Raw genomic sequence first — 22,834 nt, 5'->3', positions numbered from 1 at the left:
GCGGCCTGGGCGGGCGGCGCGGGGCGATCCCCCTCGGTCCGCGCCCCACGGCATCAGGCATCGGGGGCGTACGTGGGCGAGAACGAGATGTCTGTCTTCGGGGTCACCGAGACCGAGGAGGAGACCTACCGGCACTTCCTGCGCAACCCCGGCACCCGCGCCGACGACCTCCACTTCCGGCCGCACTCCCGGTCCCGGGAGGCGCGCGCCCGGATCGCCCGGCTCCAGGAGCTGGGGCTGCTGCGCACCGAGGACGCCGAGCGGCGGATCTTCCCGGCGGATCCCGAGGTGGCCCTCACCCGGCTGGTGGACGTCCGGCTGCACGAGCTCCACCAGGAGCTGCAGCACGTCACCCGGTCTCGGCACGTCATTGACGGTCTACGCGCGGAGCAGGGAGCCCGTACGCCCCCTCCCGGCACCTCGCGGGGCGCGCTCCTCGCCCACCGCAGCGCCCTGGTCTCCAACATCATCTCCCTGTTCGAACGGATCCGGGACCAGGCCGACGAGCTGTCCCGGGCGGGCGAGGGCACGGAGAGCGGTGAGGGCACGGGGGTCGGTGAGGGCACCGGGGTCGGTGAGGGCACCGTCGCTCCCCGTCCCTCCGGCATCGAGCGGCGAGTGCTGGTGTCGATGTGCACGGCGGGCAAGGACGAGGCGGGCGCGCGGGAGCTGGGAGTGTCGGTGCGGACCTACCGGCGGCACGTCGCCGATCTGATGCGGACGCTCGGCGCGGCCAGCCGGGCGCAGGCCGCACTGCTGGCCCGGGAACGCGGCTGGATCTGAGGCCCGAGCGCCTCGGAGGGTGGGCGACGCGGGGCCGGGAACGGGCTCGGCCCCGGGACGTTTGGAGGAACGTCCCGGGGCCTGCGGGTCATCCTACGGTGACGCCCGGAAGGTCACCGTTGCCGGGAGGGCGCCGCGTCACCCGTCCGCGGCGATGGCGTTCAGGACGTTCATCCGGCCCGCCCGGAAGGCCGGGACGAGGGCGGCGAACAGTCCGACGAGGGCGGAGCAGGCGAAGACCGTGAGGATCGTCGGCCACGGGATCGCCAGGACCTCCAGACCCTCCAGCGCCAGCAGCTTCTGGGCCGCGGTGCCCCAGCCCATCCCGAGTCCGAGTCCGAGCAGCGCCCCGAAGAGGGCGATCACGACGGACTCCAGCCGGATCATGCGGCGCAGTTGCCGGCGGGAGAGCCCGATGGCGCGCATCAGGCCGATCTCGCGGGTCCGTTCGACCACGGACAGGGCGAGGGTGTTCACCACACCGAGCACCGCGACGATGATCGCCAGGGCGAGCAGGCCGTACACGATGTTCAGCAACTGGCCGATCTGGTCCTTCAGCTGCTCCTTGAAGTCGGCCTGGTTCTGCACCTTGTAGACCGGGTACTCGGCGAGGGCGCTCTTGAGGGCCGCGTACGCCTCCTTCTCCTTGCCCTCCTCCGCCTTGGCGAACATCACCACGTTCTGCGGCATCCGGTCGGCCGGAACGTAGGACGCCGCCGTCGTGAGGTTGATGTACATCGCGCCGCGGTCGATGTTGGTGTCGTCGGAGGTGATGGCCGCGACCTTGAGCTTCGCGGTCTCCCCCGCCTTGAAGGCGACGGTGAGCGTGTCACCGATCTTGATGCCGTGCAGCTCGGCGTAGCCGTCGCCGACGGAGATGGCGTCCTTGCCGTACGCCTTGGCGAGGTCGCCGGAGAGGACCGTGCGCCGGACGTCCTGCTGGTACGTCGGGTCGGCGGCGATGATCTCCTCGTCGTCCGCCTTTCCGTTCGGGGCGGTGATCTTCGTCTTGATGAAGGTGTAGTCGCTCATGTGCTCCAGGCCGGGGACGTCGCGCACGGCGTCGGCGGCCTGGGGCACGATCGGGCGGCCGGTGCTGCCGTCCTGGACGATGAAGTCCGCTCCGACCGACTTGTCGAGCTCCTCGGTGGCCGATGCCACCATGGAGGACCCGACGACGGACAGGCAGGCCACCAGGGCGAGCCCGATCATCAGGGCGGCTCCGGTCGCTCCCGTACGCCGGGGGTTGCGCAGGGCGTTGCGCTCGGCCAGCCGGCCGACCGGGCCGAAGAGCCGCAGGACGACGACGCTCAGGGCCCGCACCACCACACCGGCCAGGAGCGGGCCGATCACGATGAAGCCGATCAGGGTCAGCAGCACGCCGAGGGCGAGGAACATCGAGCCTTCGGTGGCCTTGTCCGCCTGGCTCGTCGCCCACAGGGCCGCACCGCCCGCCGCCGTCAGGAACAGGCCGATACCGGCCCTGATCCAGCCGGACCTGCCGTCGGCGGGGGTCCCGGCGTCGCGCAGCGCGGCCATCGGCGAGACCTTGCCGGCCCGGCGGGCCGGGATGTACGCGGCGAGGACGGTGACGACGACGCCGAGCACGAGGCCGATCACCGGGGTCGTCCAGGCGACGGTGAGGTCGCCGGTGGACAGCTCCATGCCCACGGCGCCCATCGCCTTCATCAGCCCGACGGCGAGGCCTATGCCGGCCGCGATGCCGAGCACGGAGCCGACGATGCCGAGGAGGACCGCCTCCACCAGCACGGACCGGTTGACCTGCTTACGGCTGGAGCCGATGGCCCGCATCAGCCCGATCTCACGGGTCCGCTGGGCGACCAGCATCGAGAAGGTGTTGACGATGAGGAAGATGCCGACGAGGAAGGCGATTCCGGCGAAGCCGAGCATCGCGTACTTCATGACGTCCAGGAAGGAGCCCATGGAGTCCTTGTTGGCGTCCGTGGCCTCCTGCTGGGTCTGGAGCTTGTACGCGGCCGAGCCGTCGAGGACGGTGGCGACGTTCTTCTTCAGCTGGGTGTCGCTGACGCCGCTCTTGGCGCTCACCAGGATCTGGGTGAAGACGTCGGGGGCGCCGAGCAGCTGCTTCTGGGCGGTGGCGGTGTCGAGGTAGACGACGGCCGCGCCCGGGTTGGTGACGGTGAAGGACGCGATGCCGCTGATCTTCGCCGTGATGTCGCCGGTGGCGGTGATGGTGCGCAGCTCGTCACCGATCTTGAGCTTGTGCTTCTTTGCGGTGTCGGCGTCGATCATCACGTCGGTGGGGCCGCGGGGTGCGTGTCCGGAGGTGATCTCCATCGAACGCAGGTCGTTCTCGGTCCAGTTGCCCGCGATGGTCGGGGCTCCGGTCTCGGAGCCCATGTTCTTGTTGTCACTGTTGACGACGGTGACCGCCATGGAGAAGACGGCGCCCTCCGCCTTCTTCACGCCGTCGGCCTTCGCGACCTCCTGGACGGCGGAGGCGGGCAGCGAGGCGGGCTTGCCGTTGTCGGGCTGTTCGTCGTTCCCGCCGGCCGTCTTCGGGCTGACGGTGACGTCGGGCGAGGTCACCGCGAAAAGCTTGTCGAAGGTGGTGTTCATCGTGTCGGTGAACACGAGCGTGCCGCAGACGAACGCCACGGACAGCAGAACCGCCACGGCGGAGAGGGCCATCCGGCCCTTGTGCGCGAGGAAGTTGCGCACCGAGGTCTTCCAGACGGTCATGACGTCCGCCCACGGGCGTCGAAGTGCTTCATGCGGTCGAGGACCTGGTCAGCGGTCGGGTTGTACATCTCGTCGACGATGGAACCGTCGGCGAGATACAGCACCCGGTCCGCGTAGGAGGCGGCGACGGGGTCGTGGGTGACCATGACGATGGTCTGGCCCAGCTCGTCGACCGACTTGCGGAGGAAGGACAGGACTTCGGCCCCCGCGCGGGAGTCCAGGTTCCCGGTGGGCTCGTCACCGAAGATGATCTCCGGCCGGGCGGCGAGCGCCCTGGCGACGGCGACGCGCTGCTGCTGACCTCCCGAGAGCTGGGTGGGGCGGTGCCCCAGGCGGTCGGCGAGCCCGACGGTCTCCACGACCTGCTGGAGCCAGGCGGCGTCGGGCTTGCGGCCCGCGATGTCCATCGGCAGCGTGATGTTCTCGATCGCGTTGAGCGTCGGGAGCAGGTTGAACGCCTGGAAGATGAACCCGATGCGGTCGCGCCGGAGTTGGGTGAGCTTCTTGTCCTTGAGCTTGGTGATCTCGGTCTCGTCGAGGAATATCTCGCCCGACGTCACCGTGTCGAGCCCGGCCAGGCAGTGCATCAGGGTCGACTTGCCGGAGCCGGACGGGCCCATGATCGCCGTGAACTGCCCGCGGGCGATGTCCACGTCGACATGGTCGAGCGCGACGACCCGGGTCTCCCCGGTGCCGTATGCCTTCAGGACCTGACGCGCTCGCGCCGCGACGGCCGTACGCCCTCCAGTGCCCCCGTGCCTGGGAATGGTTACAGCCGTTGTCACGGTATTTCTCCTATGTCGATCGATGACTGGACGTCATTGGGTACGGTCCGAGTCTGGGTTCGGGACGGTGTCCGGCGCGATGGTGCCCAGCGCAGTCTTCAGGTGGGGTTTTCCCCACCTGCCCCCCTGCGGCGGGCCATAGCGGCGACGTAAGAACAGGTTAAGGAAACGTCCCCGGCCGTCACGTCCTCCGCCGGGAGGAACGGGCCCTGGCCACTATGAGGGGGCGCCCCCTAGGGGACTCGTCCCTCAGGCGGAGGCGAGGTCAGGGACACCATTCGGCCCGGCGGGGCCGCGGGCAGGGCGGCCGCCCAACCGGAGCGGAGGGGTCCGCCGGTCTCCCCCTTCCCCACCCGGCGCTTCCTCCCGGCGCTTCCTCCCGGCGGTCCCACCCGCCGGTCCTTCCCGCCGGCCCTCAACCGTTCTCCTGGACCCGCCCCGTCCGACACTCCCGAATGAGACAGTGCCCCGGGGAGATACGTTCATAGGGAAGGAAACCCGGTGAGCGACACGGACGACAAGAACGACGTGGGCGCGGACGGCACAGGGGCAGGCGACAGCGACATACCGGGGGCCGGCGGCACGGGCGCGGGCGCGGGCGCGGGCAGGGGCACGGACGCCAAAGCCGACCCCGCCCCCGGCGCGGGTACGGATACGAGCTCGGGTACGGGTACGGGTACAGGTACGGGTACGGGTACGGGCTCCGGTCCCGGCCCGGAAGGGGAAGGGGAAGGGGAAGGGGAAGGGGAAGGGGAAGGGGAAGGGGAAGGGCATCGGGACGGTACGAGCACGCCTCCCGCCCTCACCACCCCCCGGGGTCGCCGACCCGTCGTGGCGGCGCTCATGCTCGGCATGGCGCTGGCGGCCATCGACGGCACCATCGTGTCCACCGCCGTCCCCCAGATCGTCGGCGACCTGGGCGGCTTCACCGTCTTCTCCTGGCTCTTCTCCGGCTATCTGCTGGCCGTCACCGTCACGCTCCCCCTGTACGGGAAGCTCTCCGACACCTTCGGCCGCAAGCCGGTCCTGATAGCCGGGATCATCCTGTTCCTGATCGGCTCCATACTCTGCGCGGCTGCCTGGAACATGGCCGCGCTCATCGCGTTCCGCATCGTCCAAGGCCTGGGCGGCGGCGCGCTCCAGGGCACGGTCCAGACCATCGCGGCCGACCTCTACCCGCTCAAGGAACGCCCGCGCATCCAGGCGAAGCTGTCCACGGTCTGGGCCACCTCCGCGGTCGCCGGACCGGTGGTCGGCGGGCTGCTCGCCGGGTACGCCGACTGGCGGTGGATCTTCCTGATCAACCTCCCGGTCGGGGCGGTAGCCCTCTGGCTGGTCGTCCGCCACCTCCACGAACCCGCACGCCCCCGCCCCGCCGCCCGGCCCCGCGTCGACTGGGCGGGCGCGCTCGCCGTCTTCGCGACCGGTGCCCTGCTGCTCACCGCGCTCGTGCAGGGCGGTGTCGCCTGGCCCTGGCTCTCGGCGCCCTCGCTCGGCCTGTTCGGGGTGAGCGCGGTGCTGGCCGCGCTCACCGTCGTGATCGAACGGCGGGCGGCGGAGCCGATCATCCCGGGCTGGGTGTGGCGTCGGCGCACCATCGCCTCGGTCAACCTGGCGCTCGGCGCGCTGGGCCTGCTGATGGTCGCACCGACCGTCTTCCTCCCCACGTACGCCCAGTCGGTGCTGGGGCTCGGCCCGATAGCGGCCGGGTTCGTGCTCTCCGTGATGACGCTGAGCTGGCCCGTCACGGCGGCCCTGTCCGACCGGGTCTACAACCGCATCGGCTTCCGGCTCACCGCGATCATCGGCATCGGCGCCGCCCTGCTGATCCTGCTGGCCTTCCCTCTTCTCCCCTACCCCGGCGAACCCTGGCACCCGGCCCTCCTCATGCTCCTGCTCGGCGCGGCCCTCGGCCTCTTCCAGCTCCCCCTGATCGTGGGCGTCCAGTCGACGGTCGGGTGGGCGGAGCGCGGTACGACGACGGCGTCCGTCCTCTTCTGCCGCCAGGTCGGCCAGAGCATCGGCGCGGCACTCTTCGGGGCCGTCGCCAACGGCGTCCTGGCCGCCCGCCTCCTCGACGCCCCGGTGACCGGTCTCCCCGACGACCTGGACACGGTGGCCCGCGCTCTGGAGGACCCGGGCACCCTCTCCGCGGCGGCGACGGACTACCTGCGCCGGGCGGTCGACGCCGCGGTGGATTACGTCTATATCGGGGCGGCCGGAGCCGCGGCCCTGGCCCTGCTCGCCCTGATCACCCTGGCCCCGCGCCGCTTCCCGGTCATCGTCGAGACGGCCGGGGCCGCCGGGATCACTACGGAGGCCGTCCCGGAGGCCTCCGGGGCGGCGGACCGGCAGGGCAGCCCCTCCTAGACGCGGCCTGCCCATACGCTGCCCACGCGCTCGATCGTTGTGCTCAGGCTGCCCTGCGGCGGCCGAGTAACCGTGCGGTGGAAGGCCCGCCCTTCCGACAGGCCGGGCAGGCTTCCGTCCGGTCCGGTGTACAGCTCCGCCCCACGACGGGAGTCATCCCCCGAAGCTCGGGTCCCGGGCCCCGGAGTTCGGGACGGTCAGGTCACTCTTCCGGGGGTACGTGAGCGAGGCCCCGGCCCGAAGCTCGGGTGCCGGGACTCGGGCGTCGGGATGCGAGACCCGGGATTCGAGCGCCTTCTCTAACCGGTTGGTAGAAGAAGGGGGTTGGGGAAAACCTCCCCTACCTCCCTGACCCGTCACGGCCAGGAAGTATGACTAATCGTGACAGCTTGCGGCACAGCGTCACGACTGCCTACGGTGCGAGAACCAAACGACCCCGACGCGGTGTTAGAGCACCAGGCCGGGGTCTCACCGCAAGATCGATAACCGAGAAAGCCGATCCCATGGCTACCCAGCACACTAGCTCCGCCCTGCCCACCCCCGCACGCTCCGCCGCGTACCCGATGGCCAAGCCCGGCTACGGCAAACGCTCCGCACCGGACCAACTTCCTCGTACACGGCATGACTTCGCTCTCCTGCCGACGCGTGAGCGGTACGTCGCCGGGTTCGTCGACCACCTCCCCGAGGGCGCGGCGATGAGCGTGAAGACCCTGGCGAAGCAACTCCCGCTCTACGGCCAGCAGGCCATCTCCACCGCCCTCACGGCCCTGTCCGTCGCCGGACACCTGCGCCGCGTCCGGTGCCCCGTCGGCGAGGGCGACGAGACCCGCTGGGTCTTCCGCACCTTCTGGTCGCGCACCGCACGCGACAACGAGTGGTGGAACACCTACCTCGCCACCGAGAAAGCCGCCCTGGCCACAGCCCCCGTACCGGAAGCCTCCGCCCTCGACACGGCACCGCCGCCACCGTGGGCCCCGGCCGAGGAACCGCCGCCGCCAGCCCCGGAACGCCCCGGCACGGAGCAGGCCCCCGAGCCCATCGCCGTACCGCACCAGCGGCCCTCTTCCCAGACACCGGGCACCGAGCCAACTCAGGCTCCACCGCCCGCCCCAGGCACTTCCCCGGCACCGCCCCGCAGCTCCGAGGCCGGCCCTTCCGCCGCCTACCTCGCCCTGGCCCGTCTCGGTCGTGACGATCACCGCCTCACCCTCTCCGCCGACGACTGCACCGCCCTGGAAGCACAGGCGACGGAATGGCTCACCCGAGGCGTGAGCGTCGACTACCTGACCAGCGCCCTGACGGCGGGGCTCCCCGCCAAGGTCGACAGCCCGCTCGGCCTCGTCCGCCGCCGCCTCACGGACAAGATGCCGCCCCGACTGCCCGTCCGGAACGCCTCACCCGGTGCTCCTGCCCCAGCACGCCGCATCCTCGTGGAATGCACCGACTGCGGCCGCCCCGGCCGGCCACAGGCCCTCCCCGACGGCCTCTGCCACCCCTGCCGCGAAACCCACTCCGGAACCGCCGAGAACACGCCCACACCAGCTGAGATCTCCGCCGTCAGGGCCCACATGGCCAACCTCCGCGACCTACTGAAGACACCTTGAGCCACCCCGGCGGACCAGAACGCGTGTCCCGGCGCCGGAAATCACCGCCAAACGCACGCAGTGAAGCCCAAGCCCGAGGTCCCGGACAAGATGCAACCTCGCCATAGGGAGAATGAGCCTCCCCGCACAGCCGACGGAGGCAGAATTACGCTCTGACACACCCGGCCACGAACGATGACCGCTTTGCCACACAGGGGATATATGTCCGCTTCTCAAGAAGTAAGTAAAAACAGCCCCCCGGCCACATAAACCCGCAGGTCACGAACTGTGGTCCCCGCGCATGCGGGGTTGGTCCCTGGATGGACAGTTTCGGCATGGTGCTCATGGAGTGGTCCCCGCGCATGCGGGGTTGGTCCCGAATTCGGGATAGTGGTCATTTCTTCTGGTCCGTGGTCCCCGCGCATGCGGGGTTGGTCCCTCGACCGTGCTCATCCCGATCAGTCCGACGAGGTGGTCCCCGCGCATGCGGGGTTGGTCCCACCTCGCACACCTGGAGGATGACCAGCTGGAGGTGGTCCCCGCGCATGCGGGGGTGGTCCCTCAAGTCCTCAGCTGCGGAGAGCCGCAGCGGCGTGGTCCCCGCGCATGCGGGGGTGGTCCCGCGATCCGCGCACGGCGCGGGCCATGCTGCGGGTGGTCCCCACGCGTGCGGGGTTGGTCCCTCGCCGGGGCCTACGGTCTGCCCGGCACGTACGTGGCCCCCGCGCGTGCGGGGTTGGTCCCGTCGGTCGTCAGGTACCAGCGGCCGGAGTCGAGTGGTCCCCGCGCATGCGGGGGTGGTCCCATGCTCGGCGGAACCGGCCGGCTCATCGGGAGGTGGTCCCCGCGCGGTGCGGGGGTGGCCCTTCGAGACCGACGGCGACGTTGTCCGTCTCTCAGTGGTCCCCGCGCGCGCGGGGTTGGTCCCGACTCGTGGACGGCGCGGGTGGTCTCGCGTCCGAGTGCTCCCCGCGCATGCGGGGACCCCTGGGAGTCACGCCGTCCCGCCTCAGCGACGGGTGCTCCCCCGCACGCAACGGCGTCCCTTCTCCTCGGCCCCCTCCATGGCCCACGCTCCGCGAGTCGACAACGGATCCCGGCGACCGGAACCACCCATGATAGGCAAGTCACTGCTTGCCTATCATGGGGTCATGGCGGACGATGTCTTCAAGGCCCTGGCCGACCCCACGCGACGGCGCATCCTCGACGAGCGGCCCCCGCTGGCCAGACCACGTCTACGGGCATGCCTGCCTGCCGGGCCTGCTCGACGGTGTCGGCGGTGCCGCCGCCTTTGCCTGACGGAGGCGTACCGTCCCAGACCGCGACGAGGCGGTCAGCACGGCGCAGCAACTCCGAGTTCGCTGCCTCGTACGCAGCTCGGTTTGCTGTCGGGTGCGGCAGCGTCACAACCTCCTTGGCGGCCTCGACCAGGTGGTCAAAGACCGCCGCGTGCTGGGGCTTCACTTTCGCGGCGCGGTAGTCCTGCGAGGGAATCACCGCAACGAGGCGGCCACCAATAGCGGAGACTTCCTCCGCGAAGAGACTGTCCGCGCCGGCGGCAATGCACGACACTCCGGTCAGGTCCTCGCTGTGCTCGGCGAGCAGCTCGCGCAGCGCGGCGCGCACCAGAGGTACGGTCTCGTCGGTCAGGTCCATGTGCCCGGTCACGGCAAGTGTCGTCATGCGCGGTCCTCAGCTCGACAGCAGGTCGCGGATACTATCGCGCGCCTCGCGTACCGGACGCGAGGCGCTGTGTCCCACGGTGTATGGGTAAAGGTGCCCCAGCTGTGTGCGGACACGCCCCGACTGCGTGCCTCGCGCGGCTTGCACCGCCAGGGTCGTCTCGGCGGCGGCTCCCTGGATGTCTCCGGTGAGGAAGGCGCACTCGGCGAGGCCGATGCGGTCGAGTGCGTGGGAGCGTCCGGCTTCTGGGCCGCGGGTCGCCAGAGCGGTCCGGATCTTGTCCGCGGCCTGGGTGGCGTGACGGCGCGGGTCGGCGCGGGCGAGGTCGAGGAGCCGTCCTCCGGTGACGCCCGCGAGCTCGGCTTCGTCGAAGTAGGCGATCCAGTACGGCTCGTCGTCCACCTCGGCGGCGGCAAGGTCCTCGGCAGCCTTGGCGGTGGCCCGCTGAAATCCTGCGGTTCGCCCCTGCGCGGCGTAAGCCCAGGCCTCGCGAGTGTGGAGCATGGCGCGGACTCGGGGGCCGATCACATCGCGGGCGCCCTCCTGGGCAAGGTGGATCAGCTGAAGTGCATCGTCTGCCCGGTCCCGGTAGAGCATCTGCCGGGCCATCCCGGCCAGGATGTTCGCCCCGAATACGACGTCGCTTCCGGCGTGGGCGGCGCGGAGGGCGAGGCGGTAGTAGTCCTGTGCATGCCGGTGCAGTCCGGAGTCCCACGCCATGGTCGCCGCAGTGCCGGCCAGCTGAGCCATGACGCGGTACAGCCGGTCCGCCACGGCTGGGGCCTGGTGGTCGTCAAGGGCTCCGGATACCTCCGCGAGCTGGCCGAGGACGGCCTTCCTTCGTAGGCCGCCGCCGTACTGGTGGTCCCACTGGCGGAACGCCTTCGCGGTAGTCTCCAGTTCCTCGACCTCGCGTATGCCGAGCCGCCCCGGCCGACGGGGCCCTGCGACGGTGGCCGCCGGGACGAGCCACCCTTCGAGGCTGTCGAGAAGCGCGGCACCGGTGACTGCAGCACCGGCGAGGGCGCGGGTGAGGGCCCGTCGGTCCATCACGAGATCACTCCTGGTGAGGTGGGTGGCCAGGTCCACGGTGGCGTCAGGCCGCCACGGGATCTCGTCTGCGTCTGGCCGGTCACCTGGAGCATCTGGCGGGTTCGGTGTTGGGGCGGACTTGCCCTCCCAGGGGCGTAGTGCGAGCCCGAGTAGGGCACCTGGGATGCGGAGCCCGTCGGCAATCCGGCACACCACGTCGAAGGACGTCACGCGCTGGGAACCGCTGATGATCGTGGACACCTTGCCGGGGGTGAGCTGGCAGGCTGAGGCGATGCGGTTCTGGGAAAGGCCGCCCCACTTTTTGATCAGGGTGAAGGCGGCGGCGAAGTCGTGTTCCGCGAGGGCTGCCCGTACGTCTGCTCTGTCGAGCACGTCGGGGGTGAGCAGGCCGGGGGTAGTGGCATCCATGGGCTGACTTCCGTTGCGATCCTATGCACGCGCAGGCGCCTTACTGGAGCGCCAACGAGTGTATTACCGCCTCGGTAATCCCCGCCGGTCATCCCGAAAGGAGGGCGCTGGGTCGACGCTCATATGGCGACGGAAACCGCCGGCGATGCGGAGAGGCCCATGGCGATGACGATGAAGGTGTACGAGGTGACACGCGACGGGCCTACCCGCATCGTGCACGAGGAGGCGGAGGTCGTGCCCCTCGAACAGCCCGAGGTTTCGCACCAGTTCCCGGCCTGCGAGTGCCCCGAGTGCAAGACGCCCGCACGGTGACGACGTGCTACGCCGACGGCGGCGCGCACCCCTACCTCGTTGAGGACAGCACCGGCGCCCACTGCCCTGAGCACGGCATCACCCTGCTCTGGCACAACCACGCTCCCACTCACGAAGGAGACAGGATGACCACGCGCACCGCACAGGCCGACGATGGCAAGCACGGCGGACAGCCGTCCGACACGCCGTGGAAGCCGGACCCGGCTCCGGCTCCGTCCCCCGACGGCAGCCAGCCTCAGAAGCGCGCGCAGTGAGCACGGCACAGGAGACCGGTACGTACCCGGCCCTCGTCCAGGACCTCGCCAACCGCGGGCTGCTCGATACCCGCTGGCGGCAGGTCTGGGAGGCAGTACCCCGCAGCCAGTTCGTCCCGCCGGACATCTGGCGTCAGCTCCCCGACCGGTGCGAGCCGGTGGTAGGGACGGACGGCCGACTGGCCCTGGTGAACAGCGACGAGCCGGTAGTTACCCAGCTCGACGACGGGGCCGCGGAGGGGCCCGGCATCGCGACGTCGTCGAACTCGATGCCCTCAATGGTGGCCCGAATGCTCCAGCTCCTCGGCGTCGAGGACGGTCACCGGGTCCTCGAGATCGGCACCGGCGCCGGGTACGCAGCCGCGCTGCTCAGTGAGCGGCTCGGCGATAAGCACGTCTACAGCGTCGAGCTGGACCCTGTGCTCGCGCAGCAGGCTGCGGAGAACCTCGCCGAGGCGGGATACCGGCCGCACCTCCACGTCGGCGACGGTGCGGAGCTGATCCCCGGCATGGACCCGGTCGACCGGCTGATCGCCACGTGCGCGCTGCGGTACATCCCGTACGCGCTGGTCGGGCAGGTCCGGACCAGCGGGGTCATCGTCGCCCCGCTCGCCCGGGACTTCTGGTCGGGCGCCCTGGTCCAGCTCCACGTCCAGAAGGACGGAACCGCGGTCGGCCCGTTCTGCGGCTCGGCGATGTACATGCCGATGCGGTCGCACCGCCCGGTCCACCACGAGATCACGGGCAGCGGTCGGGCCCGGGCCGCAGGCCTGGACCCCGCGCGGATTCTCGACCTCGGGTTCGCCTTGTACGCGGGGGCCCGACTGCCCGGTGTCCGGGTCTCCGGCCACGAGACCGCCGACGGCGCCCGGGTCTGGGTGAGCAGCGCGAACGGGGCGGGAGTCATGGCCGCCACGGGCGGGGAGGTGCTGCAGTACGGGCCCGGCTTCCTGTGGGAGGAGATCGAACAGGCCTGGCGGGAGTACGGAGAGGCTGGCCGCCCCGACGTCGACCAGTTCGGGTTGACCGTGACGCCTCGAGGCCACCAGGTCTGGCTGCGCGATCCGCACCTGATCGTCCAGCCCAGCAGGGCGTAGGCACAGGTAGGCCCCCGGCCGAGCAGTTGGCCGGGGGCCTACCTGCGTACGAAGATCTCGAGCTCGACGCCCAGCGCGTCGGCGATTCTGATCAGCGTGTCGGTCCTGGGCGATGCGTGCCCCTGCTCGATCCGGTTGTAGCTGTCGAGCGAGATGCCTGCCCTGATGCTGGCCTCCTCCTGAATGTAGCCCGTGTAAATGCGGGCTGCGCGGATGTTGTCCGCGATCTGCAGGCGCCGGGCCCGGACGCGGTCGGGAGGCAGCGGCTCGTGCTACACCCGGTAACCACATCCGGGACCATGATCGATTGTCTTCAGGGTTGACCTTAAATCTGCCGATCAAGCACGCTGCAGAACCCAGCACGGAGGTACGGCGCAGTGTCCAGCGAGCACGGATGGCGAGCACGCACCAGCCAGCGCGTGATGGTGGACACCAGATCCGGGCAGGTCGGCCGGCTCGTCGGGAGGTGCTCCCCGCGCGAGCGGGGACCCCTGGGAGTCACGCCGTCCCGCCTCAGCGACGGGTGCTCCCCGCACGCAACGGCGTCCCTTCTCCTCGGCCCCCTCCATGGCCCACACTCCGCGAGTCGACAACGGATCCCGGCGACCGGACCCACCCATGATAGGCAAGTCACCACTTGCCTATCATGGGGTCATGGCGGAAGATGTCTTCAAGGCCCTGGCCGATCCCACGCGACGGCGCATCCTCGACGAGCTGGTGGAACGGAACGGCCAGACCCTGTTCGAGATATGCGCGCGGCTGGTGACCAGGCACGGCCTGGGCCTGTCCCGACAAGCGGTGAGCCAGCACCTGGCCGTCCTGGAGGCGGCGGGTCTGGTCGTCTCGCGCCGCGAGGGCCGCTACAAGTTCCACGACCTGAACACCGAACCCCTTGAGCACATCGTCAGTCGATGGCTCGGACCGAAGGCACCGGAGAGCGCCCCATGAGGATCAATCTGACCAGCGTCTTCGTCGAAGACCAGGAGAAGGCCCTGCGCTTCTACACCGACGTACTGGGCTTCCAGAAGAAGCACGACGTCCCGCTCGGCGGCGAGGACCGCTGGCTGACCGTGGTCTCGCGGGAGGACCCCGACGGCACCGAACTCCTCCTGGAGCCGAACAAGCACCCCGCCGTGAAGCCGTACACGACGGCCCTGGTCGAGGACGGCATCCCGGCCACCGCCTTCGCCGTGGACGACGTACGGGCGGAGTTCGACCGGCTGAGCAAGCTCGGCGTGCGGTTCACCCAGGAGCCGACGGAGATGGGACCCGTCACCACCGCCGTCCTGGACGACACCGTCGGCAACCTGATCCAGATCATGCACAGCGCGTAGCCGGACCGCCGAGACGCCTCAGGGGCCACCGGACTCACCCGTGGGCCGGACGGCCGCCACCTCCGCCCACACGGTCTTGCCGATCGGGTTCCGGGGCTCCCATCCCCACCGCGACGCCAGGCACTCCACCAGGAACAGGCCGCGCCCCGACTCCTGGTCGTCCGGCGGCAGCTCCGGATCCTCGGGCGTCCGGCCGAACACGGCGTCCGACACCTCGATACGGAAACGGCTCGCGGGGCCTTCGTAGTCCACCCGCACATGGAAGTCCCGCCCCCGGAGCCGCCCGTGACACACGGCGTTGGCAGCCAGCTCCGCCACCACCATGGCCACCGAGCACGCGGCGTCCGTCATCGGCCCGAACCCCCAGTGGCCCAACTGCCGCACCACGGTACGGCGGGCGAGCCGCGCACCCCGGGGCGTGGAGGGGAACTGCCGGGACAGGGAGCCGTAGCCGTTGGCGGTGAGCCCGAAGCCGCGTGGGACGGGCGGGGCCGCCTCCCGCCCGTCGGCCTTCATCGCCGTGGTCGTCCTCTTGCCGGTCATGCCGACCATCCGTTCGCTCGACGCTCCTCACGTCACCCACACGTGCGGGTTCCGTGACGTTCCGTACTCAAGAGTCGGCAGAGCGGCCTAGCCTCGGAAGGTGACAGCGCCTTACCTCGCAGGCCGTAAGAAACGGAAGTAGCGCCGTGGCCAAACCCATTGATCCGCAGTCCTCCATGGCCGCGCTCTTCGGATCGCGCGTACGCAAACTACGTACGGCGGCCGGGCTCACCCAGACCGACGTGGGCGCGCTCACGCATGTGGTCGGCAGCCGCATCGCCCAGATCGAGCGCGCCACCGGGGCGAAGCCGACCCTGGAGCTGACCAGGGCCCTCGACAAGGAGCTGGTGGCGGACGATCTGCTGATCGACCTCTGGCCGTACGTGTACCGGGAGGCGTATCCGGACTGGTCGCGGGCGTTCATCGCCCACGCCGGCCGAGCTGCGGTGATCCGGGAGTACACCTCCCACGCTATGCCCGGCCTGCTGCAAACCCCGGAGTACGCCAGGGCGTTGCTGAGCGTGGGCCACTCGCTGCGGGACGCCGAGCACTTGGAGGAACGCGTCGCGGCCCGACTCGACCGCCAGGTGCGGCTGACCGGCCCGGACCGGCCGGAGCTGTGGATCATCCTCGACGAGGCCGTGCTCCGACGGCCGGTCGGCGGAGCAGCGGTCATGCGCGGCCAGTTGCAGAAACTGCTGAGGATGGCCGAGGAGCCCAACATCACCATTCAGGTACTGCCGTTCGACCAGGGCGCGCACGGCGCACTGGCCGGTTCCCTCTCCGTGCTGGTGATGCCGGACGGCACCGAAGTGGCTTACACGGAAGGCGCGCACCACGGCCAGTTGACCGAGGAACCGGACGAGGTCGAGCGGTTCGTTCTCATCTACGATCACCTCAGGGCGATGGCTCTCCCGCCGCTGATGTCGCTCGACCTGATCCGATCCGTGCTGGAGGCTGATTACCGTGCAGCGAGTATCCCGTCTCGATCTGACCGCCGCCGCCTGGCGCAAGAGCAGCTACAGCAACGAGGAGGGCGGCAACTGCGTTCAGGTGGCGGACGGATTCCCCGGACTCGTCCCCGTCCGTGACAGCAAGAACCCCCACGGCCCCGCCCTGGTCCTGACCAGTACCGCTTGGACCGCGTTCGTCACCGGAGTCGTCGGCCGCTGACGCACCTTCCGGCCGGCCGTCCTGCGTGCGCTCGGGCGCTCGGGCGAGAACCGATGACCACCCCGTTTACTGGTGTCACCGCGCACTTACCGGTGCCATCCCGGAGCTACCGGTACCGCAGGGCCGGTCGAACGGTCCGGCAAGGTTTCCAGATTGACCGAAAAGAACTCCTCCGCGGGCGTCGTCTCCGCCTCGTGTTCTCCATCCGCGGCCGACCGGCGGGACGCAAACGCGCACACCAGGACCGCCCTCCGGTGGCCGGTGCCCGCCCCTGCGCCCACCATCGCGAACGCGCTCCTGCGCGAGTACCACAGCACCCAAGGGCAGCCGGTCACTTCTCGACAAATTCACTCTGCCTACGGACTGCGCCGCCGACCGGATCATCCGACTCGCAAGCATGTCTACGATGTGGTCAACCCCTGACAGGAAAGGCTGCTTCCGCTTTCCTCCGATGCACCAAGGTGAACTGCACCTTCTCGGAGCGGCCGCATACCTTCTGCCCGGTAGAACTGAGGGACCGCATCCATGCCGAAACCCGCACCAGCCAGTCAGCACCGGCCGACGAAAACGCCGAGAGTCGCGATAGCCCCGCTCGTGGCCGTGTTGTCGGCGAGTGCCGTCGCCGGAGCCGTGGCGGCGACTCTGGCGCCTTCGGAGGCGCGCGGCTGGGTGGTCGCGGTGGTTCTCACCGCCTGGGTGGTCCTGGCCGTCGCGCTCACCGTCGCTCACGGCGTCACGCGGCGGGCACGGCGCTCGGCCGCGTCCCGGCTCGCGGAGACCGAACGGCTCAAGGCCTCGCTGGCCGCACTCGAAACGGACACGGCGCACACCACCGACGTGGCGCTGCCCGCGTTGATCCAGCTGGTACGCGGCGGGGCGGGGGCCACCGACGCCCTCGGCCGGATCCCGCTGCCGCGCAGCCCGCGTCAGCGCAAGTTGCTGCACGTCCTCGCGACCACGGTCGAGGGGCAGACGCAGCAGACCCTCTCGCTGCGGGCGGAAAGCACCCGGGTCCACGACGAGCTGGGATCGGAGAACGTACGGCTCCGTGAGGAACTGCACGCGCTGACCTCCGAGGTGGAACGGTTCACCCGCGAGACGCTGCCGGGCGTGGTCGCCAGGCTCCGTGACGGCGAGTCCGGCACCACGGTGCAGGCCGAGGTGTACCTGCCGGAACAGCCGCTGCTGCGCGCGTCGATCGAGGCGGTGCTCCGGGAGCTCGCGCTCAGCGAGCGCCGTGCTCTCGCGGCGACGACCGCGTCGGCCAAGGCGCTCAGCCGTGTCCAGGCGAAATCCGTCAGCATGCTCGCCGACCTGCGGACCATGCAGGAACGTCACGGCGAAGAGGTGTTCGGAGATCTGCTGAAGCTGGACCACAGCACCTCGCAGCTCGGCCTGATGACGGACCGGCTGGCGCTGCTGATGGGCGGCCGGCCGAGCCGCGCATGGAACAGGCCGATCGTCATGGAGAGCATCCTGCGCGGCGCGGTCGGCCGCATCGCCGCCTACCAGCGCGTACGGCTGCACTGCGCCTCCGGCGTCTCCGTCTCCGGCTTCGCCGCCGAAGGCGTCATGCACCTGCTCGCCGAACTGATGGACAACGCGGCCAACTTCTCGCCGCCCATCGACGAGGTGCACGTCTACGTCGAGGAGCGCGGCACCGGCATCGTCGTCACCATCGAGGACAGCGGTCTGAAGATGGCCGACGCGGCGATGCGACGGGCGGCGGACTCCGTCGCCGGCCGGACGACCGACCTCGCGACCCTCCAGGGCACCCGGCTCGGCCTCGCCGTGGTGGGACGGCTCGCTCTCAAGCACCGGATCAGCGTCAACTACCGCCCGTCCTCACGCGGCGGCACCGGCGTGGTCGTCCTGCTGCCCCGGCACCTGATCGCACAGGAGCCGCGCGAGCACCACCCGGCCCCGGCCCACCGGACAGCCGCCGCGCCCGCGGCGACGCCGGCCGTGCCCACATCCGCGCTGCCGCCCACACCCGCGACGCCGACCGTGCCCACACCCGCGCTGCCGCCCACGCCCGCCTCCCCCACACCGCCGCTCGCACCCGCCTCCCCGGCACCGCCGCTCGCACCCGAGCCCGAATCCGCCCCCGCAGCGCCGTCACCGGTCTCCGCGACGCCGCCCGCCGCGCCCGCGCCCCTGACGCCCTCCGTGCCGGAAGCAGCCGCACCCCTCCCCGTAGCACCTCCGGCCCCGCTCCCCCGGCCGGCACCCGCGACGGCGGAGAACCACCTCGTGGTCGGTCCGCGCGAGCCCCGGCGGAAGGCCGCCGGCCCGGCGGCCGGCTCCACCCCCGGCGGCCTGCCCGTGCGCACGCCCGGCCGCACCATGGCGGAGGCGGACCGCGAGCGCGGCCGTCATCGCGGCTCGCCCGCGCCCGTCTCTCCCGGGGACCCGCGCGGCAGCACGCCGCGGAACTCGCCGCCACGGAGCGCGAGTCAGCAGTTCGGCGCCTTCCGGCGCGGTACCCAGCCCGGAGGCAAGGCCGGAGAACCCGACGGCAGGGCCGAAGGACCCGACGGCGGGGCCGTACCGCCGACCACCGCTCCGTAACCCGGAACGCCCATCCGTACGGTGTCCGGTCCACCGGACGCGCCCGCTCGAACATCCGAGATTGGAGGTACGGGCCCTTGCCGCTCCCTCAGCGCCACGGTCCCGTCACTCATCATGCAGACCACAGACAACAGCCTCACCTGGCTCCTGCAGAAGCTCCTCGAGCAGACCCCCGGAACGCGGCACGCCCTGGCCCTGTCACGCGACGGGCTCAAGCTCTGCTGGACCGAGCACCTCACCCTCGACCAGGCCGATCAACTGGCGGCCATCTGCTCGGGCATGCAGGCGCTCGCGCAGGGCGCCTCCATCGAGTTCGGCGACAGCACCGGAGGCGTCCGGCACTCGATGACCGAGTTCCACGGCGGCCTGCTCTTCATCGTCGAGGCCGGTGAGGGCGCGCATCTGGCCGTCGTCGCCACGGAGGAGGCCGACCCCAGTGTGGTCGGCCACCAGATGACGGAGATGGTCGAGCAGATCGGCGAGCACCTGCGCGCCGCACCACGCGGCGAGGGGCCGAGGAGCGCGTCATGACGCTCCGCCCCGTCGATACCGGAGCTCCCGACCGGCTCTACACGGTCACCGGCGGACGCAGCCGCTCCGCGGACTCCTTCGATCTGGTGACCCTCGTGGTCAGCGAGTGCCGGCCCACCGCCGGAATGCAGTCGGAGCACGCGCGGATCCTCGACCTGTGCCGCCACCCGACCGCCGTCGTCGAGATCGCCGCCGAACTCTCGCTTCCCGTCACCGTGGTGCGCATCCTGCTCGACGACCTCCACGACATGGGCCGTATCACCGCCCGCCACCCCCGCACAGCCGCCTCACCCAGCGCGCTCCTCGACTCCGACCTGCTGAAGGAGGTGCTTCATGGACTCCGAAAGCTATGAGCTGCCGGCCCAGCGCACGCCGCTGGCCGACGCCGCGGAGACCGGCCTGAAGATCGTGGTCGTCGGAGGGTTCGGCGTCGGCAAGACCACGCTCGTCCACTCGGTGAGCGAGATCCGACCGCTGAACACCGAAGAGGTCATGACACAGGCGGGCGTCGGCGTCGACGAGACGGACGGCGTCGACGCCAAGACGACCACCACGGTCGCCTTCGACTTCGGACGCATCAGCCTCAACGAGCGCATCGTGCTCTACCTGTTCGGCGCTCCGGGCCAGGAACGCTTCTGGTTCCTGTGGGACCGGCTGTTCTCCGGCACGCTCGGCGCCGTGGTCCTGGTGGACACCCGCCGGATGGACGACTCCTGGTACGCGATCGACCGGCTGGAACACCACGGCACACCGTTCGTCGTGGCGGTCAACCGCTTCGACGACGACCTCGCCCACTCCCTCGACGAGATCCGTCAGTCCCTGGCGCTGCCCGAGCACATCCCGATGATCGACTGCGACGCCCGGGTCCGGCGGTCCAGCAAGAACGTCCTGATCACGCTCGTCGACCATCTGCGCACCATGGCCATCGCCCGGGAGACGACACCATGAGCACCTCCAGCCCCTCCTTCGGTACCCAGGCCCCGTCCGGCTGCCCGGTCGGCGCCGGCGCCGGCGCGGTGCGCCTGTCCGGAGCCTCCTACCAGCAGACGCCCACGGAGCTCTACCGTTCGCTGCGGCGGGACCACGGGGCCGTGGCGCCGGTACTGCTGGACGGGGACGTTCCGGCCTGGCTGGTGCTCGGCTACGCCGAACTGTCCTACGTCCTCACCCACGACGAGCTGTTCGCGAGGGACTCGCGCCGCTGGAACCAGTGGGAGACCATTCCCCCGGACTGGCCGCTGATGCCGTTCGTCGGCTACCAGCCGTCGGTGCTCTTCACCGAGGGCGACGAGCACCGGCGCAGGGCCGGTGTCATCACCGAAGCCCTCGAAGGCATCGACCAGTTCGAGCTGGCACGCGACTGCCGGCGCATCGCCGACCGGCTCATCGCGGACTTCGCCGGAAGCGGCCGGACGGAACTGATGAGCAGTTACGTCCACGCCCTGCCGATGCGGGCCGTGGTCCAGATGTGCGGCATGCCGGTGTCGGGCTCCGACACCCAGCAGTTGGTGGACGACCTGCGCATCTCGCTCGACGCCGGCGAGGGCGACGATCCGGTGGCGGCCTACGGGCGTGTCGGCGACCGGCTGCGCCAACTGGTCAAGGACAAGCGCGCGGCCCCCGGCCCCGACGTCACCTCCCGCATGGTGACGCACGGGGCGGGCCTCACGGACGAGGAGATCGTCCAGGACCTGATCTCGGTGATCGCCGCGGCCCAGCAGCCCACCGCGAACTGGATCTGCAACACGCTGCGGCTGCTCCTGACGGACGAACGCTTCGCGGTGAACGTCTCGGGCGGCAGGCTCAGCGTCGGTGAGGCGCTCAACGAGGTGCTGTGGCTGGACACCCCGACGCAGAACTTCATCGGCCGCTGGGCCGTACGGGACACCCAGCTCGGCGGCCGGCACATCCGGGCGGGCGACTGCCTGGTCCTCGGGCTCGCCGCGGCCAACACCGACCCGGAGATCTGGCCGGAGAGTTACGTCGGCGCCGAGAACTCCGCGCACCTGTCGTTCAGCGGCGGCGAACACCGCTGCCCCTATCCCGCACCGCTGTTGGCCGACGTGATGGCCCGTACGGCGGTGGAGACGCTGCTGGAACAGCTGCCGGACCTGATGCTGGCGATCGACCCGAAGGAGCTCTCCTGGCGTCCTTCGATCTGGATGCGCGGGCTGTCGACGCTGCCGGTCCGGTTCAGCCCGATGGCGCGGTAGCGGCCCTCAACGGTGCCGGCCGCCGGTACGAACCAGCGGCGCGAACCAGCGGTACGAACCAGCGGTGCGAACCAGCGGTGCGGTGCGAGCGGCCGGAGTCCATGGATCCGGCCGCTCGGGAACGGTGCCGCGGTCAGCCGGAGACCGGCGTGAAGCGGACCGGCAGGCTCTGCGGTCCTCGGGTGAAGACACCACGCTCGACCGCGTCGAAGCCGTCGGCCAGCCGCAGGTCCGGCATCGCGTCGAGCAACTGGCCCACCCCGATCTCGACTTCGGCCTTGGCCAGCAGCGCACCGACGCAGAAGTGCCGGCCGAGTGCGAAGGCGAGATGGTCGGCCGCCGCCGAGAAGGCGTTCGTGGCGGTCAGGTCCTCGCGGAAGATGTCGAAGGCGTCGGGGTCCCGGTAGCGGTCCTCGTCACGGTTGGCGGCGCCGATCAGGCAGGTGACGGTGGAGCCCGCCGGTATGGTCCCACCGCTCAGCTCCACCTCGGTCGCCGACTGCCGCATGATCATGTGGACCGGCGGTGTGTAGCGCAGCGTCTCGGCGAAGGCCCGGGGTATCAGACCGTGATCGGCGCGGACCGCCTCCAACTGCTCCGGATGCCGCAGCAGATTGGCGAAGATACCGGCGATGGCCTTGTCGGTGGTCTCGCCCCCGGCGGCCAGCAGCAGACTGCAGAACGCCTTGATGTCCTCGTCGCCCATCCGGACGCCGTCGACCTCCGCGGTGCACAGGGTCGACAGCAGGTCGTCTCCCGGCGCTTCCCGGCGCTCGCGGATGATCGGCAGCATGTACTCGGCGAACTCGACACGCGTACGCTCACCGGCCCGCGCCACGTCCTGGTCTCCGGAGAGATTGCCGAGAAATGCTATGACGGCCGTGTACCAGCCGTGAAATCGCCCATAGTCGGACTTGTCCAGTCCCAGCATGTCGGCAATGACGTTGACAGGGAAACGGGTGGCGTAGTCGGCGACCAGATCGACGGAACCGGAATCGCGGAACCTGTCGATCAATTCGCGCGAATTACGCTCGATGACCGGCAAGAACTTCTCCCGCAGATCGCTGCCCCGGAAGGCCGGTGCGACCAGGGCCCGACGCACGGCATGCTCACGCCCGCTGAGCTGGAGTATCGTCCGCCCGTGCACGGGTTCGATCTGCCAGTCGTAGTTCTCCGTGGTGAATTCGCCTTCTTTGTCCTTGAAGACGCGCTCGACGTCCGCGTAACGCGAGACGATGTAACTTCCGGTGGCCTCGTGCCATATGAGAGGCGTGTCCTGACGCATCAGGCGATACGCCCGGTAGGGATCTCTCTCGAACTCCGGTGACAGAATGTCCGGCGCTGGGACCGACATGAACACTCCCTGCTGAACGGGGAACGGAAACGTGTGAACTGAACGCTCCCATCACCTCCCGAG

Annotated in this window: 22 protein-coding genes and 1 CRISPR repeat array; of the genes, 15 read left to right on the top strand and 7 right to left on the bottom strand. The window is 70.3% G+C overall.

The features are described 5' to 3' along the window. Positions 1-72: 72 nt before the first annotated feature. Positions 73-783, top strand: a complete 711-nt coding sequence (locus ACZ60Q_RS26895; protein WP_469639689.1) for a helix-turn-helix transcriptional regulator — start codon at positions 73-75, stop codon at positions 781-783. A 138-nt stretch (positions 784-921) separates the two neighbouring features. Here the strand turns inward: ACZ60Q_RS26895 and ACZ60Q_RS26890 are convergent, their stop codons facing one another. Beyond that, positions 922-3,507, bottom strand: coding sequence for an ABC transporter permease (locus tag ACZ60Q_RS26890; protein ID WP_469639687.1), 2,586 nt, complete (start codon positions 3,505-3,507; stop codon positions 922-924). Then, positions 3,504-4,292, bottom strand: a complete 789-nt coding sequence (locus tag ACZ60Q_RS26885) for an ABC transporter ATP-binding protein (RefSeq protein ID WP_469639685.1) — start codon at positions 4,290-4,292, stop codon at positions 3,504-3,506. The genes ACZ60Q_RS26890 and ACZ60Q_RS26885 overlap by 4 nt, the downstream gene beginning before the upstream one ends. 501 nt (positions 4,293-4,793) lie before the next feature. Between ACZ60Q_RS26885 and ACZ60Q_RS26880 the strand changes: the two genes are divergently transcribed. Both ACZ60Q_RS26880 and ACZ60Q_RS26875 read left to right on the top strand, forming a co-directional pair. Further along, on the top strand, positions 4,794-6,662 hold the full coding sequence (locus tag ACZ60Q_RS26880; RefSeq protein WP_469639683.1) for an MFS transporter: 1,869 nt from the start codon (positions 4,794-4,796) through the stop codon (positions 6,660-6,662). Between the two features lie 503 nt (positions 6,663-7,165). Then, positions 7,166-8,266: a MarR family transcriptional regulator gene (locus tag ACZ60Q_RS26875; protein ID WP_469639681.1), complete on the top strand. Its 1,101-nt coding sequence runs from the start codon at positions 7,166-7,168 to the stop codon at positions 8,264-8,266. A gap of 267 nt (positions 8,267-8,533) precedes the next feature. Continuing rightward, a CRISPR array of direct repeats spans positions 8,534-9,050; the repeat unit is 29 nt; unit sequence GTGGTCCCCGCGCATGCGGGGTTGGTCCC. Between the two features lie 362 nt (positions 9,051-9,412). On the opposite strand, the gene ACZ60Q_RS26870 is transcribed toward ACZ60Q_RS26875, so the two are convergent. Both ACZ60Q_RS26870 and ACZ60Q_RS26865 read right to left on the bottom strand, forming a co-directional pair. Beyond that, a complete protein-coding gene (locus tag ACZ60Q_RS26870; protein ID WP_469639679.1) occupies positions 9,413-9,928 on the bottom strand; it encodes a hypothetical protein in 516 nt (171 codons plus the stop codon). Positions 9,929-9,937: 9 nt separating this feature from the next. Continuing rightward, the gene (locus ACZ60Q_RS26865; RefSeq protein WP_469639677.1) at positions 9,938-11,389 is read right to left on the bottom strand and encodes a helix-turn-helix domain-containing protein; all 1,452 of its coding nucleotides are present in this window, start codon (positions 11,387-11,389) and stop codon (positions 9,938-9,940) included. Positions 11,390-11,548: 159 nt separating this feature from the next. On the opposite strand from ACZ60Q_RS26865, the gene ACZ60Q_RS26860 reads away from it, so the two are divergent. The 3 genes from ACZ60Q_RS26860 to ACZ60Q_RS26850 all read left to right on the top strand — a co-directional run bounded on the left by ACZ60Q_RS26860 (position 11,549) and on the right by ACZ60Q_RS26850 (position 13,052). Beyond that, complete coding sequence (locus ACZ60Q_RS26860) at positions 11,549-11,701, top strand: hypothetical protein (RefSeq protein WP_469639675.1); 153 nt, start codon at positions 11,549-11,551, stop codon at positions 11,699-11,701. Between the two features lie 125 nt (positions 11,702-11,826). Further along, a complete protein-coding gene (locus ACZ60Q_RS26855) occupies positions 11,827-11,955 on the top strand; it encodes a hypothetical protein (RefSeq protein ID WP_469639673.1) in 129 nt (42 codons plus the stop codon). Then, positions 11,952-13,052, top strand: coding sequence for a methyltransferase domain-containing protein (locus ACZ60Q_RS26850; protein WP_469639671.1), 1,101 nt, complete (start codon positions 11,952-11,954; stop codon positions 13,050-13,052). Before ACZ60Q_RS26855 ends, ACZ60Q_RS26850 begins: the two co-directional genes overlap by 4 nt. 38 nt (positions 13,053-13,090) lie before the next feature. Here ACZ60Q_RS26850 and ACZ60Q_RS26845 read toward each other — a convergent pair whose 3' ends face one another. After that, positions 13,091-13,267 (bottom strand): helix-turn-helix domain-containing protein, encoded by a 177-nt coding sequence (locus tag ACZ60Q_RS26845; RefSeq protein ID WP_469639986.1) that lies wholly within the window; start codon positions 13,265-13,267, stop codon positions 13,091-13,093. 439 nt (positions 13,268-13,706) lie between these two features. Between ACZ60Q_RS26845 and ACZ60Q_RS26840 the strand changes: the two genes are divergently transcribed. Both ACZ60Q_RS26840 and ACZ60Q_RS26835 read left to right on the top strand, forming a co-directional pair. Beyond that, entirely contained in the window at positions 13,707-14,000 is a 294-nt protein-coding gene (locus tag ACZ60Q_RS26840) for an ArsR/SmtB family transcription factor (protein ID WP_469639669.1), read from the top strand. Then, entirely contained in the window at positions 13,997-14,386 is a 390-nt protein-coding gene (locus ACZ60Q_RS26835) for a VOC family protein (RefSeq protein ID WP_469639668.1), read from the top strand. The genes ACZ60Q_RS26840 and ACZ60Q_RS26835 overlap by 4 nt, the downstream gene beginning before the upstream one ends. 18 nt (positions 14,387-14,404) lie before the next feature. Here ACZ60Q_RS26835 and ACZ60Q_RS26830 read toward each other — a convergent pair whose 3' ends face one another. Next, positions 14,405-14,938, bottom strand: a complete 534-nt coding sequence (locus ACZ60Q_RS26830; RefSeq protein ID WP_469639666.1) for an ATP-binding protein — start codon at positions 14,936-14,938, stop codon at positions 14,405-14,407. A gap of 167 nt (positions 14,939-15,105) precedes the next feature. Here ACZ60Q_RS26830 and ACZ60Q_RS26825 point away from each other — a divergent pair, with 167 nt between their 5' ends. From ACZ60Q_RS26825 to ACZ60Q_RS26795, 7 genes are all read left to right on the top strand, one after another. Beyond that, positions 15,106-16,020, top strand: coding sequence for a helix-turn-helix domain-containing protein (locus tag ACZ60Q_RS26825; RefSeq protein ID WP_469639984.1), 915 nt, complete (start codon positions 15,106-15,108; stop codon positions 16,018-16,020). Next, positions 15,983-16,102 carry a DUF397 domain-containing protein gene (locus ACZ60Q_RS26820; protein WP_469639664.1) on the top strand — a complete coding sequence of 40 codons (120 nt, stop codon included), beginning with the start codon at positions 15,983-15,985 and terminating at the stop codon, positions 16,100-16,102. The genes ACZ60Q_RS26825 and ACZ60Q_RS26820 overlap by 38 nt, the downstream gene beginning before the upstream one ends. 525 nt (positions 16,103-16,627) lie before the next feature. Continuing rightward, entirely contained in the window at positions 16,628-18,673 is a 2,046-nt protein-coding gene (locus tag ACZ60Q_RS26815; RefSeq protein ID WP_469639662.1) for an ATP-binding protein, read from the top strand. Positions 18,674-18,787: 114 nt separating this feature from the next. Next, entirely contained in the window at positions 18,788-19,204 is a 417-nt protein-coding gene (locus ACZ60Q_RS26810; RefSeq protein ID WP_469639660.1) for a roadblock/LC7 domain-containing protein, read from the top strand. Further along, entirely contained in the window at positions 19,201-19,557 is a 357-nt protein-coding gene (locus ACZ60Q_RS26805; protein WP_469639658.1) for a DUF742 domain-containing protein, read from the top strand. The genes ACZ60Q_RS26810 and ACZ60Q_RS26805 overlap by 4 nt, the downstream gene beginning before the upstream one ends. After that, a complete protein-coding gene (locus ACZ60Q_RS26800) occupies positions 19,538-20,152 on the top strand; it encodes a GTP-binding protein (protein ID WP_469639656.1) in 615 nt (204 codons plus the stop codon). Before ACZ60Q_RS26805 ends, ACZ60Q_RS26800 begins: the two co-directional genes overlap by 20 nt. Continuing rightward, positions 20,149-21,417 (top strand): cytochrome P450, encoded by a 1,269-nt coding sequence (locus ACZ60Q_RS26795; protein WP_469639654.1) that lies wholly within the window; start codon positions 20,149-20,151, stop codon positions 21,415-21,417. The genes ACZ60Q_RS26800 and ACZ60Q_RS26795 overlap by 4 nt, the downstream gene beginning before the upstream one ends. 133 nt (positions 21,418-21,550) lie before the next feature. Here the strand turns inward: ACZ60Q_RS26795 and ACZ60Q_RS26790 are convergent, their stop codons facing one another. Beyond that, a complete protein-coding gene (locus tag ACZ60Q_RS26790; RefSeq protein ID WP_469639983.1) occupies positions 21,551-22,702 on the bottom strand; it encodes a cytochrome P450 in 1,152 nt (383 codons plus the stop codon). Between the last annotated feature and the right edge of the window lie 132 nt (positions 22,703-22,834).

Source organism: Streptomyces sp. NPDC104313 (assembly GCF_055583985.1).
The sequence above is the reverse complement of the archived record's forward strand: the minus strand, read 5'-3'. Positions and strand labels throughout refer to the sequence as shown.